Annotated in this window: 12 protein-coding genes; 5 read left to right on the top strand and 7 right to left on the bottom strand. The window is 55.4% G+C overall.

Annotated features, from left to right (window positions below):
- Positions 1-68 precede the first annotated feature (68 nt).
- Genes H6G13_RS23280 through mreD form a run of 3 tightly spaced genes read left to right on the top strand, consistent with a single transcriptional unit; the run spans position 69 to position 2,524 of the window.
- Entirely contained in the window at positions 69-1,109 is a 1,041-nt protein-coding gene (locus H6G13_RS23280; RefSeq protein WP_347277521.1) for a rod shape-determining protein, read from the top strand.
- Between the two features lie 33 nt (positions 1,110-1,142).
- Positions 1,143-1,946 (top strand): rod shape-determining protein MreC, encoded by an 804-nt coding sequence (gene mreC, locus H6G13_RS23275; protein ID WP_190487374.1) that lies wholly within the window; start codon positions 1,143-1,145, stop codon positions 1,944-1,946.
- On the top strand, positions 1,943-2,524 hold the full coding sequence (gene mreD / locus H6G13_RS23270; RefSeq protein ID WP_190487372.1) for a rod shape-determining protein MreD: 582 nt from the start codon (positions 1,943-1,945) through the stop codon (positions 2,522-2,524). The genes mreC and mreD overlap by 4 nt, the downstream gene beginning before the upstream one ends.
- 78 nt (positions 2,525-2,602) lie before the next feature.
- Here mreD and H6G13_RS23265 read toward each other — a convergent pair whose 3' ends face one another.
- The 6 genes from H6G13_RS23265 to H6G13_RS23240 form a co-directional block, all read right to left on the bottom strand.
- Positions 2,603-3,406, bottom strand: a complete 804-nt coding sequence (locus H6G13_RS23265) for an HAD hydrolase-like protein (protein WP_190487370.1) — start codon at positions 3,404-3,406, stop codon at positions 2,603-2,605.
- Positions 3,407-3,523: 117 nt separating this feature from the next.
- Positions 3,524-3,982, bottom strand: a complete 459-nt coding sequence (gene dtd / locus H6G13_RS23260) for a D-aminoacyl-tRNA deacylase (protein ID WP_190487368.1) — start codon at positions 3,980-3,982, stop codon at positions 3,524-3,526.
- 9 nt (positions 3,983-3,991) lie between these two features.
- Complete coding sequence (locus tag H6G13_RS23255) at positions 3,992-4,450, bottom strand: diadenosine tetraphosphate hydrolase (protein WP_190487366.1); 459 nt, start codon at positions 4,448-4,450, stop codon at positions 3,992-3,994.
- Positions 4,451-4,453: 3 nt separating this feature from the next.
- Positions 4,454-5,587: a GTP-binding protein gene (locus H6G13_RS23250; protein ID WP_242028490.1), complete on the bottom strand. Its 1,134-nt coding sequence runs from the start codon at positions 5,585-5,587 to the stop codon at positions 4,454-4,456.
- 64 nt (positions 5,588-5,651) lie between these two features.
- The gene (locus H6G13_RS23245) at positions 5,652-6,665 is read right to left on the bottom strand and encodes a DUF1350 family protein (protein ID WP_190487364.1); all 1,014 of its coding nucleotides are present in this window, start codon (positions 6,663-6,665) and stop codon (positions 5,652-5,654) included.
- A 122-nt stretch (positions 6,666-6,787) separates the two neighbouring features.
- Positions 6,788-7,627 carry a hypothetical protein gene (locus H6G13_RS23240; RefSeq protein ID WP_190487362.1) on the bottom strand — a complete coding sequence of 280 codons (840 nt, stop codon included), beginning with the start codon at positions 7,625-7,627 and terminating at the stop codon, positions 6,788-6,790.
- 271 nt (positions 7,628-7,898) lie between these two features.
- Here H6G13_RS23240 and cysS point away from each other — a divergent pair, with 271 nt between their 5' ends.
- Positions 7,899-9,374 carry a cysteine--tRNA ligase gene (cysS, locus tag H6G13_RS23235; RefSeq protein WP_190487360.1) on the top strand — a complete coding sequence of 492 codons (1,476 nt, stop codon included), beginning with the start codon at positions 7,899-7,901 and terminating at the stop codon, positions 9,372-9,374.
- Here the strand turns inward: cysS and H6G13_RS23230 are convergent.
- Positions 9,371-11,677: a DUF1565 domain-containing protein gene (locus H6G13_RS23230; RefSeq protein ID WP_190487359.1), complete on the bottom strand. Its 2,307-nt coding sequence runs from the start codon at positions 11,675-11,677 to the stop codon at positions 9,371-9,373. The two genes, cysS and H6G13_RS23230, sit on opposite strands and share 4 nt — an antisense overlap.
- Positions 11,678-11,935: 258 nt before the next feature.
- Here H6G13_RS23230 and H6G13_RS23225 point away from each other — a divergent pair, with 258 nt between their 5' ends.
- Complete coding sequence (locus H6G13_RS23225) at positions 11,936-13,024, top strand: thiamine phosphate synthase (RefSeq protein ID WP_190487358.1); 1,089 nt, start codon at positions 11,936-11,938, stop codon at positions 13,022-13,024.
- Positions 13,025-13,027 lie beyond the last annotated feature (3 nt).

Raw genomic sequence — 13,027 nt, 5'->3', positions numbered from 1 at the left:
CGTAATAGAATCCACTTCGGCATCTGTATTAGCTACCTGTTCGCCAAGTTTTAGGGACGTTACCACCTGTGGCTCTCTTCGACCGCTTTTCATTTTCAAGAGATATGGGTATTGATCTGGGAACAGCCAATACCCTTGTGTATGTATCTGGTAAAGGAGTTGTCCTGCAGGAACCTTCTGTGGTGGCAATCGATAGAACTGAGAAAAAACCCCTGGCGGTTGGGGAAGAAGCTAAGCGAATGCTGGGTCGTACTCCCGGCAACGTGGTTGCTCTACGACCTCTGCGAGATGGGGTTATTGCCGACTTCGATACTGCTGAACTCATGCTCAAGCACTTTATTCGGCAGGTTCACGAAGGCCGAACTCTGGTGTCGCCCCGCATCGTAATCGGCATTCCCAGTGGCGTCACTGGGGTTGAGCGACGAGCTGTAATGGATGCAGCTCAACAGGCAGGTGCCCGCATGGTGTACCTGATTGATGAGCCGGTCGCGGCTGCCATTGGAGCCGGGCTGCCAGTAGCCGAGCCAACAGGCAACATGATTGTGGATATCGGGGGTGGAACCACTGAGGTCGCCGTCCTGAGTTTGCAGGGAACAGTGCTGAGCGAATCTGTCAGAGTGGCTGGGGATGAGCTGAGTGAATCTATTTCCCAGTACATGAAGAAAGTACACAACCTGGTGATCGGGGAACGCACTTCCGAGGAAATCAAAATTTCCATTGGCTCTGCCTATCCCAATCCCGATGACAACGAAATTGCGATGGACGTGCGCGGTCTGCACCTGCTGTCAGGGCTGCCCCGGACAGTAACCGTCAAGAGCGCAGAAATTCGCGAAAGCATGGCAGAACCGCTGTCAGTGATTGTAGAAGCGGTTAAGCGCACGCTGGAGCGCACACCTCCAGAACTGGCTGCTGACATTATCGATCGCGGTATTATGCTGGCGGGCGGCGGTGCTCTGCTAAAAGGGCTCGATACTTTGATCAGCCATGAGACGGGCATCGTAGTGCATGTGGCAGCGGATCCTCTGAGCTGCGTTGTGTTGGGGACGGGTCTGGTGCTAGAGAACTTTACCCAGATGGGTCGCGTCTTTAGTGGGCGATCTGGTCTCTAGGTGATTATGACCTTTTAGCTGCTGTGAGTTTTGATGTTTGCCCTGCGCCGTTGGTGGAATCGACATGCTCTGAGATCGGGGCTAGTTTTTCTGGCTGTTGGTTCTGCTGTTATTCTCCGCCAAACCAATGGTTTTGTGCTGTCTGAAGCCTACCACTGGATAACCCGACCGCTACAGCCAGGCATCAGCCGGGAGGCTCGGCTAGAAAGTAGCTATGTTTCAGAGCTGCAGCAGCGCCTGGTTGAGTTAGAGAGCCAAAATCGCTCACTGCGTGAGCTGGTGGAGTACGAAGATGCTCAATCGGGTGTAGGCATTCCAGCGGCTGTTATTGGTCGCAGCGCAGATCATTGGTGGCAGCAGGCTATTCTCAACCGAGGTAGCCGTGACGGGGTAAAACCTGGCTATGTAGTGACTGGGCCAGGCGGGCTGGTGGGCCGAATTGTGGCGGTTTCTCCCAGCACCAGCCGAGTTTTGCTGGTGAGTGACCCTACTAGTCGAGTGGGGGCAAAAGTCAGCCGCAGCCGGATCATGGGCTATGTACGAGGTCAGTCTAATAATCGGCTGGTCATGGAGTTTTTTGACAAGTCTCCCGATGTGAAGGCAGGAGATGTGGTGGTTACCTCTTCCTACAGCCGCCTGTTTCCACGAGATATTCCCATTGGCCGCATTGAATCTTTAGACCTTACGAAAAGCCCTGCGCCAGAGGCGACGATTCAGCTGACCTCACCCCTGCCGGTTTTGGAGTGGGTGGTCATTCATCCTTTTGAAGCCAGTGAAACGGTTGACGATCCGCTCGCGCCTAACTCAGATAGTGGCAGGAACCCCGCCAGACCATGACTTCTCCACTTAAGCTGCCCTCGTCTCCGGTTTCTCTTCGCCAGCGCCGGCTCAATGTTTTGGTGACGGTGGGGTCTGTTTTACTGTGTCTAGTTTTATCTCCTAGTCGTATTCCAGGGATGGAGCTGTTGGGAGTTGCGCCTAACTGGATGCTGATTTGGGTGGTGGCCTGGAGTGTCAAGCGGACGCCTTCCCAAGGTGCGATCGCAGGTCTAGTGATGGGCCTACTGCAAGATTCCATAACGGCTCCTCACCCGACCCACACGCTCAGCTTAATCGTGGTAGGGGTATTGACGGCTCGCCTGCAAAAGCAGCGATACATTCAAGAAGACATTATTTCGATTGCGCTGATTGTCTTTGGTATGGCGGTGGTGGCTGAGACGGTGATGGCGCTTCAGGTCAGCATCGATCGGCTGTTTTCTGCAAATTCTCTCTACCCGTCTTTGGGAGAAATCTGGCAGTTTCACCAGCGGGTGGCTTTGAGTTCAGCCATTTTGAGCAGTCTTTGGGCACCTGCCGTTTACTACCCACTAAACCGTTGGTGGGAGCGCTACGCACCTCAAGATTTGACCTCTTAGTCGCCTACCTTTTTGATTACGCTTTAGCCTGAAGATGCGATACCCGCGTCTCTGGGCATTTGATTAGGCCTTTGATCATTACACCCTTAAGGCAACCTGATTAGTGATGTGTTGGGCAGTGCTCCAAAGGTCGGGCAATAGTAGGGTAGGGCGAAAAGCCTTAAGGTAGTTGCTGCTGCGGATACCACAGGTCAAAGCGGCTGTGGGTAGACCGGCAGACTGGCCAGCCATGATATCGGCTTCGGTGTCGCCAATCATCCACGAGGTTTGGGTGCTGTAGTCGTGGTGGTGCTGGTCTGCGATCGCATCTCGCAGCCGCTGAATTTTATGATTAGCTTGGTTAGCATAAGCCGCATCTGTTTGAGGCATACCGTAGAGGCCGCTAAAGGCCCAATCCAGATGGTGCTGCTCTAGAAAGGCTACGACCTGCTCTGGTGCCCGCAGTGTCACTAGAACCACGCGGATGCCGTGGCAGCGCAGCAGCTTCAGCGACTGCCGCACACCAGGCTGGAGCCGGTCTTGGTGCAGCAGCGTGGGCTGATTAACGATCTGGGCTACATAGCTTAGGAAGTCGTTAATCTGCGATCCCTCTAGGCCAGACCACAGAGCAATTTGCCGATCGGGCACCCGGTTTTGCTTAAAGGCCCAAAATTGAACTTTGGAGAGGTAGCGAACTTGAATGGGCACCTGCTTCTGGCTGACCGCTTGGATGTGCTCTAGACCCATGCGGTAGGTGGCATAGTAGCGATCAGAGACATCGACGATAGGACCATCAAAGTCGCAAAAGAGGGTCACTCCTGGAGTTGCTTTAACAGGGGCAACCTCAGAGGCATGAACCAAAACTCTTGGTGACTGTGGAGGCTCGAATGCTGAGTCAGACATGGAGCAGTTTAAGAAAAACTTAATAATGAGAAATGCTTATTTACTTTAGCCCAACCCTACGCGATCCGCTAATCAAAAAAGCTGACTTATGGCTTTTCGAAAATTGATAAGTCTTGCTTAGCTATCTGTTGCCGCTGATCGCTCTAACAGCAGGGTAACGGGGCCATCGTTTTCGATATGAACCTGCATCATGGCTCCAAATTGGCCTGTTTCTACCCGCAAGCCGCTCTGTCGCAGCTTCTCGACAAACTGGTTATACAAGACCTCTGCCTGAGCTGGAGGAGCCGCCTGATCAAAAGAAGGGCGACGGCCTTTGCGACAGTCTCCATACAGGGTGAACTGGCTGATGACTAAGAGTTCGCCACCGATCTCCTGCACGGATTGCTCCCAGCGATCGCTGCCCTCTGCTGGAAAAAGTCTCAGATCCAGGCATTTGCGCGCCATCCAGTCTAGTTCGGCAGCCGTATCGGTCGGAGCAACGCCCACCAGCAAATTTAGGCCTCGGCTGATTTGGCCGACCAGGTTGCCCTCTACCGAGACGCTGGAAGCCCTGACTCGTTGAATGACGACACGCATTGTCTGCCTTTAGGTCTGTGGCTGTTGGGACTGCAAATACTGTTTGAGCTTACCGGCAGCTTCAGCCATCTCGGTGGCGCTGGGCGGTTTGCCGAGGGACCGAAATACCTGCAGTTCCAGTCCTTTGAGGCCTAATTCGGCTTTGCCCGGATAGCGGGGCTGTACCACAAAGTGGACGTGGTAAGGCGGCTGATCAACCCACAGGCCAACATAGACCCGCTCTGCCCCCAGCGCCTCTGAAATGGCCTGAGAAATCTGCTGCAAAAAAGGCCCCAGAGAGGCCGATTCTGCTGAGCTTAAGTCCCACAGATTTTCCCGGTGCTGTTTGGACTTAACCACTACAGCGCCTACACCATAAGCACTCACGCAATGGTCTGCCAGCCACCACTCATTCTCGGCGATCGTGCCACCGGGCACTGTGACTTGTCCTGCAAGGGTTTGACAGGCCAGACAGTCAGGATGCTGCATGACCTATCGGCCAAAGCCTTTGCCCCGGCTGGTGGAGGGGACGGCTAGGCAGCTTTCAATTTGCGATCGCAGCCCCTCGTGGTCCAAGTTCTGCCCAATTAGCACTAGCTGGTTCTTAGGGCTGCCCTTCCATTCCTCGTCATCTAGAGAAAAGCGCTTGCCGCTGAGGTGAAAGACGTGGCGCTTGGGGCTTTCATCAAACCAGAGAATGCCCTTAGCCCGGAAGATGCTCTCAGGCAACTGATTGTCTAGAAAATACTGGAACTTGCGAATAGCAAAGGGGCGATCGCTTTCGAAGGACAGCGAGGTAAACCCATCGACCTCTAGGTGGTTGGAGTGGTGATGGTGCTCGTGGTCGTGATCGTGCTCGCAGTGGCCGTGGTCGTGGTCGCAGCTTGAGTGATCATGATGCTCATGAGCGTGGTCGTGGTCATGATCGTGATCGTGACCCTGCGCCTTATCAGCCTTGAAATACTGGTCCGACTCAAACAGCCCGACGCTGAGGATAAGCGGCAGGGGCACTTGAGCCTTCGTCGTACGAATAATTCGGGCCCCTTCTTTGATGTCGCGGATTTTGACTTCTAGCAGATCCAGATCGGCCTCGTCCACCAGATCAGCCTTGTTGAGCAGGAGGATATCTCCGTAAGCGATCTGGTTGTAGGCAGCCTGACTGTTAAAGAGATCCACGCTGTAGTTCTCAGCATCGACCACGGTAACAATCGAGTCGAGCCGGGTCAAGTCCCGCAGCTCTGTGCCTAAAAAGGTGAGGGCGATAGGGAGGGGGTCGGCCAGTCCGGTTGTTTCGACCACCAGGTAGTCAATTTTGTCCTGCCGCTCCAGCACTTTGAAGACAGCATCCATCAGATCGTTGTTGATGGTGCAGCAGATACAGCCGTTGCTCAGCTCTACCATTGTGTCGTCGCTGCTTTCGGTGGCAATCAGCAGGTCGTTATCGATGCCGATTTCCCCGAACTCGTTAACCAGCACAGCGGTTTTTAACCCTTCCTGATTACTCAGGATGTGGTTTAGCAGGGTCGTTTTACCGCTGCCAAGGAACCCGGTGATGATGGTGACGGGCAATCCGTGCTTGGCATCATCCATGCGCTTTTGTGGGTCAGAGGTAACGACTGATGTCATGGTGGCGCGATTCCGTGTAGCTAGCTAGATGGGCAGCTTCTCGGCATCAGTGAGACTCAAAAAATCACCCAACACCAGAAGAAGCAACATCATTTATAGTAGCTTCCATTTTGCCGACTGCCACGGCCTTTTGGATAGAGGAAGGGGCAGAAACAGTAGGGATCACGGGATCGGAGGCAGTAGGGGTAAGCCGCAGGGACAGTTCGTCAAGAAATGTCAGCACTTTTGCGCCTGTTTGCCATTGAGACAGCGGTTTTAGAAACTTATCCAGCGGGTTGAGATCTACGATAAAGCCGCCAACTCGAACGCCTACCGGCTCTAGATGCTTGCCCGGAAGTTCATGGTGCAGCAGCCCTTGGGTTTGAAGATGACAATATAGCCACAGCACATCGCTCTCAGCCTCACAGGTGTCTTGGATGCTGCCAGCCACTGTATCCCGATCAAACGAAATCATGCCAGTTAGCCGAAATAGCTGGCTGCGGTCGATCAGCTGCTGGGTTTGCTGCCGCGTAGGCCGTACGCCTAGCCTTAGACGATCCAACAGATGCGCTAGCGACCTTATGGGAATCGCGGTTGTCGTGTCGCTGATATCAGGGGCCATGAGCAGGGAGGGCTGATTGCAGATTGCCTGCTCTTTACCGGCCAGCTTATGCTGTAGCCACTCAGCCGTTTGGGCATCAATCACTTCGCTAATGGCGGCTGGGTAGTTTTTGCCGCTCAGCAACTCCAGCAGCGCTATGTACTTGCACCCTAGGCTGTGCCCCAACCAGAAGTAGCTGTCTGACTCTGAGTAGATGTCGGCTGCATATCCTCGTTTCTGGGCCTGAGCGGGCAGCAGCTGACGCAGGCTCTGCTGCTCGTCTAAAAGGCTCAAAGCAATAGACCAGTGCCGGAAGCTAAACCGAAAGGGCAGCGCAACCAGGGTATAGCCTGCCTGAAAAAGCTCATTTAGCAGGTGGCGGTAAAAAATCGTTGGGAACGTGCCAAAAAAGGCTCCACCAATAAATTGAATGACGCCTTTGGGTTGGGGATGGAGCGCTACCCAGCTAAAGGAAAGGGGCTGAAATTGAGGCAGCATAAGCAGCGGGGGTTAAATGGGGGGTTAAAGGCTGAGGCAAAGAGGCGAACCGCAATTCGCCCCTTTGCACGGTTCAAACAGAACAGTTCAAATTAGAAGAGTTCAAACAGCGCCAAGCTCAATTAGCGATTGATTGCCTCCATCCGGATAGGAATATTCAGCTTCGACAGCAGGTCGCTGACGTTATTAAGGTTTTCCTGGGAGGGCTCAATCTGGCTCAAAATTTCAACTAGGGCCTCGGCCTGCTGTACCTCAGAGAGCCCATCAAGGCGGGGGCGGAACCGCTCAGGCAACTCCGCTGCCAGTTGAGCCACCAGATCTTGCGAGAAGGGAGGCCGGAAGCCTCTTTCTGGGGGAACTTCGTTGAGCGCTTGACCACTAGCCAGAGCCATTGGGTAGTTGATCTGGTCAAACTCGCCACTGGTTGAGGCTGGGAAGTCGTTGGGCAGAAAGGTGCCTCGGGTTTCGGGGTTGAGCAGCACCTTGACGGGGCGATCATTCTGCGGCCCAAAGATAAAGGGACCAGGGAATCCCTGGAAGATGGCGGGCAGCCGCAGCCTCACAAAGCCGCGGATTTCCAGGTCGGGATTGGGATTGCTCAGCAGATCTAGGGGCAGCTTGGGCAGGAGCTGCACTGAGGCTGTTTGCTTAGCAGGTAGGCGGAATGAGCCTCTAAAGGTATCTCCAGCTTGGGAAAGGGTCAGCGGTGTATTAGCCCCAGCGATGTCAATCAGCAGATCGGCGTTGCTGGTCAGGGTGCGGTCAGGATCGGGCGGGTTGGGGGTGCTCACCACAAATTCCAGGCGGAAGGTGAGGTCTTTGTCTTCTAGGTTAGAAATTGTTAGAAAGTATCCCTGCACAACTCGGCGGGCGACGGCTGCGATCGCATCTGCTCCCGGAATAGCCGCTGGGGGCAGTGGGGCAATGCGCTTAACCAGCAGTTCAAACGTTGTAATTTCCATTGGGGCTAACTCCATTAGGTGGGGGCACAGCGATCGCTCAATCCTTTGCTGTAAGCTGGTTTTGAGATTCCCTCGCTGCTTGCAACCATTCTGGAACTTTGCACCTGGCAATGCCGTCACCCACCAGGGTCATCTTTAGATTCGCTGAGGCAACAGCGGAACTAAAATAGGGACAAGTATTCGTCATTTCTAATAAGGAGCCTAGAAGCAGGATTGATCTAGGCTCCCTTTAGGTGTTGAATCGTTCAATGTGCCCATAGCCTCCCTCACCATGAGCCTTTCTCTCTACAACAAGTTGACTCGCAAGAAAGAACCCTTCGAGCCGCTAGAAGCAGGCAGCGTGAGAATATACTGCTGTGGCGTCACAGTTTACGACTACTCCCACCTAGGCCATGCCCGCTGCTATGTGGTTTGGGACACGGTGCGGCGCTATCTGCTGTGGCGCGGCTACAACGTTCAGTACGTCCAGAACTTTACCGATATTGACGACAAAATTCTCAATCGGGCAAAGAATGAGCAGTCTTCTATGCAGGCGGTGGCAGAGCGCTACACTCAGGCCTATTTGGAGGACATGGCGCGGCTCAACATCCTCGAAGCCGATAAATACACTTACGCTACCCAAACTCTTGACGGCATTCAGCGGCTGATTTCGGAGCTGGAGCACAAGGGCTACGCTTACCCGGCGGCGGGAGATGTGTACTACGCAGTTCGCAAGTTTGAAGGCTACGGCAAACTATCAGGCCGCAACCTTGACGATATGCAGGCTGGAGCTGGGGGACGAGTCGGCAGTGAAGAAGTCCGAAAGCACGATCCGTTTGACTTTGCCCTGTGGAAAGGAGCCAAGCCCGGAGAACCTTTTTGGGAGTCTCCCTGGGGACCAGGCCGACCGGGCTGGCACATCGAATGCTCCGCCATGATTCGTGAGCATTTGGGAACTACCATCGACATTCACTTAGGCGGCAGCGATTTAGTCTTTCCCCACCATGAAAATGAGATTGCCCAGTCGGAGGCCGCAACGGGGCAACCCCTGTCTCGCTACTGGATGCACAACGGCATGGTGAATGTTGATGGGGAAAAGATGTCCAAGTCGCTGGGCAACTTCACCACCATCCGCCAGCTTTTGGATGCGCCTGATGGGCCTGATCCGATGGCGGTGCGGCTGTTTTTGCTGCAGGCGCAGTACCGCAAGCCGGTGGACTTTACGGCAGATGCGATCGCATCTGCTCAAAATAGCTGGCACACCCTCAAGGAAGGGTTGCTGTTCGGCTATCAGTTTGGTAAAGAGCTGGGCTGGCCCGATGTAGATGACCCTGACTTCGGCAATCCGGCAGCTATGCGAATTGACCGTGATAGCCCTGCTGTCCAGCAGTTTCAGGCAGCAATGGACGATGACTTCAATACTCCCGGGGGACGGGCAGTACTGTTTGACCTGGCTAAGGATCTGCGCCGCGCGGGCAACCTGATCGTCCACGAAGGCAAAGCCGACACCGGATCAGACAGCTTGCGCCAGCAGTGGCAGACGCTGGTGTGTCTGGCTCAGGTATTGGGCCTAGAGGCTCAGCCTGAGATGGAAGAGGCCCCTGTTACAGGACTCTCGGATACAGAGGTTGCAGCCCTGATCGATCAGCGTAACGCTGCCCGCAAAGGGAAGGACTTTGCCGAGGCCGACCGCCTGCGAGACGAGCTGCAGGCTCACGGCATTACGCTAATCGACAAGCCGGGCGGCGTTACTGAGTGGCACCGCTAGGGCATGTGCTGAACTCTAGCATCGAGGCCTTGCTGGATTAGGGTGTTTGCGATCGCATCTGCCGTTGCCTGGTCAGTAAAGGCTCCGGCCTGCATCATCAGCTGCCCGTTCATCCTCACCCGAAAAGCATCGGGAACGATAGCCCGCACCTGGCTCTGAGCAGCTTCGTCGGCAGCGGGTACAAAGACCTTGTAGTTAAGTCCCAGGCTGCCAGCGCGGGAGGGAGGAGCCGGCGGACCGCTGCCAACGAAGCTACTGCTGGCCAAAATTTCCGGCATCGTTCCACCGCTGCCCATAGGAATATTGGGACTGGGCACCTGGAGTAGCGGCAAACTCCCGCTGGGAGCCGACAAGGCGGGCACATCTGGCCCAGGTGAGGCTGGTAAGCTACCCTCTGTCGGAATCAGCGGCAGGGTCTGATTTAGGGCTGCCAGGTTTTGGGGATCAGGTTGGGCTACGGCCTCTACCGGCGGTGGCGTGACATCAATTGCAACCGCTTCAGCCGAATTGTCGGCTGTGCCTGCTTGGGCTGCGGTTCGGTTGCGGAGTAACCGCTCCCGCAGCGCCGTAATATTACCTCCTGACTGTGGCGTATCCAGAGCCTCTGTAGCCGGGGTCGCCCCCGAAGAAGGAATTACAGCTAGATCAACAGCCTCTGTCTCAGACGGAGTATCCGGTCCCCCCGCAGCTGAACTGGCTGGTTGCGGCTGCCGCTGGGCTAAAATTCGAGCCCGTAAGGCAGTTATGTTCTCTCGCTCAGCCGCTGCCGACTGCTGGGGAGCTGTCGGGGTCGGTACGTCCACAGTGGCTGGCTCGGTTACGGCAGGTTCTGGTAGAGCAGGTTCTGGTACCGCAAGTGAAGCTGCAGCAGGTTCTGGCCGTGAGTCAGCTTCTAGCAGTGCAGGTTGGGACAGCGGTGGATCAGAGACGATGACTGGTGCAGAGGTAGGTGTAGGTACAGGTAGGTCAACTACTGCAGCCTGTGCCGGCAGTTCAGCTGGCAAGACAGGTGCCGATAAGGCCACCTCAGGCGGTTCGGGCTCGGGCAATACACTGCTGAGAGGCTGCTCCTCTAGTTCAGGCAATACCCCTGTAGCAGGTTCAGAGTTAGCAGTTTCTAAAGCCGAGGCTGGTGAGGCTGGTGGAGCAACGGCTACTGTACTGGCTGACCGAGCGGTCTCTGGAGATGCTACGGTAACGGGGGCCATGTCGGCAGCCGGCAGCTCCGGCTCAGCCTGCATCTGGGAATTTGCTAGGGCTGGCCTCGGTGAGGGCGGTTCATCGCCGAGTATGGCAGTGGGCAGAGGCGTTGTGGCGGGGGGAAAGACCTCTGGCTGAGGGGCTGCATTACTGGCAAAAGATGGGGTCGCTACAGGTGTGGTCGCTAAAGAGAGGGGTTGATTCAGATTTGCCAGGTTTGACGGTGACTCGGCTTGAGTAGCGGCTTGGAAATCGACCAATCCATTGCGGCGGTTGCGGGCAATGGTGTTGTTTTCCAAGACAGGTCGGGCATTGGTTTGAAGGATTAGCCCGTCTTGGTTCTGAACAATCCGGTTTTCCTCAATGCGAGGAGCTGCACCAGGAGCAACCTGAATGCCAATGTTGGTGTTTTCAAAGACGTTGGCCTGGACTTGTGCCTGGGAGGGACTGCCAATGATCAGGCCCGCCACTCCGTTTTGAGTGAAATAGTTTCGTTGAATTAGGGGCAGGCCCGCTCCAGTAGCATAAACCCCCGCCTGGCCGCTGCCGACAAAGAGATTTTCACGCAGAATTGGGCTACCCGTTTCCACCCAAACTCCATAGCCCTGGGGATTAGTATTGCTGACCATGACATTGCCCAAGCCTGATCGATCAACGGCCAAAACGGCAACGTTTACCTGGCCTTGGGTAGAACTGAGATAAGCGCCGCCACCCAGGATAACCGCTACGTTGCGGGCAGATCCGGGCGCACCCTGCACCGTCACCCCAGGCCGGAGCTGCAGCGGAAACGTCTCTCCGCTGGCGGCACTGTACTCTCCTGGAGCCAGCACAATGACGGTACCGGCTTCAGCCATCTGCAGCGCTCGCGAAATGGTCTGAAGCGGCTTCATTTGGCTGCCGTCGCCGGTCGCATCACTGCCAGCCGTTGCACTGACGTGAATCAGCACATACTGACGATTGGGCTGAGGGGTGTTGGCAACGGTACTGCTGTCTAGTTGAGTGGAGTTTTGGGGTGGTGGAGCTGTCTGAGCTTGTCCCGGCCCGGTAAGGGTGACGAGAAGCCCTGTCAGTAGAGTGGTGAGAACCAGGGAAGGAGCTGTCATAAACCGGCGTGGGGATGGAGCAATTGGGTTAAGACGCCCAAGTGATAGCTCAGGTCTGGGCCTAGAGGAACACAGGTTAACGAAAGTTAACTAGAAGAACTTTTCGTAGGGCCAGTTGAGCTGTCTCAGAAATCTTGGCTAAGGATAGGGCATCTAGGAACTTTTGGCCAGAACTCGTCTGTCAAATTGACCTGACCTGACCTGGTAGGATGTTGAAGGCGTAAATCATGTCCTTATCCCTACGGCATCCCTACAGCTATGCAGGAACGGTATTTTGAGCGGGGGTTAGGTGAGCCTGTCCAGTTTACGGAGTTGGCTATTTTTCGCATTCTTGATGCCAACCTGGATCGGGCCAGGGAGGGGCTGCGGATCGTGGAGGAGTGGTGCCGCTTTGGCCTAAATCATGGGGTGATGACGGAGCAGATCAAGCATCTGCGCCAAACCTTGGCCCAATGGCATACGCCGCAGATTCGGCTGGCTAGGGACACTCCGGGAGATCTGGGCACTCACCTGACCCATCCACAGGAAGCTGAACGCAGCAGCCTCACCGCTGTGCTACAGGCAAACTTTTGCCGGGTGCAGGAGGCGTTGCGGGTGCTAGAAGAATACGGCAAGCTCTACAAAGTCGAGTTTGCTGCTGCCTGCAAGAATATGCGCTATCAGGTCTATAGCCTAGAGAGTGAGTTGCTGGGCCATCATCGCTTTCAGCAGCTAATGCGATCGCACACCTACCTGGTCACTACTCCCGGTGAGAACCTTTTCTGGGCAGTCGAAGCGGCTTTGCAGGGCGGCGTTTCCATCGTGCAGTACCGCGATAAGGATACCGATGACAGCATTCGCCTGGAAAACGCTCGGCAATTGAGAGAACTCTGCCATCGCTACAGCGCCCTATTTATCGTCAATGACCGAGTCGATTTGGCCTTGGCTATCGACGCCGACGGCGTGCATCTGGGCCAGCAGGACATGCCCATTGCAGTGGCTCGCCAGATCCTAGGCAGTCAGCGCATTCTAGGTCGCTCCACTACCAACCCTGATGAAATGGCCCGCGCCATTGAAGAAGGCGCTGACTATATCGGGGTTGGGCCCGTCTATGCCACCCCCACGAAGCCGGGCAAACCGGCAGCCGGGCTAGATTACGTTCGCTACGCTGCTGAACATGCCTCGATCCCTTGGTTTGCCATTGGCAGCATCAACCCAGATAACCTGACCGAGGTGATTCAGGCGGGGGCCGAGCGAGTGGCTGTGGTGCGGGCTATCATGCAGGCCGAAAACCCCACCCTGATTTCTCAGTTTTTTGTGGCCCAGCTTAATTACCAGCAGACCCTACGGGCTGCCCGTGTTTCTTGACAG

The sequence above is a fragment of the Pseudanabaena sp. FACHB-2040 genome (assembly GCF_014696715.1).
Taxonomy (GTDB): domain Bacteria; phylum Cyanobacteriota; class Cyanobacteriia; order Phormidesmidales; family Phormidesmidaceae; genus JACVSF01.
The sequence above is the reverse complement of the archived record's forward strand: the minus strand, read 5'-3'. Positions and strand labels throughout refer to the sequence as shown.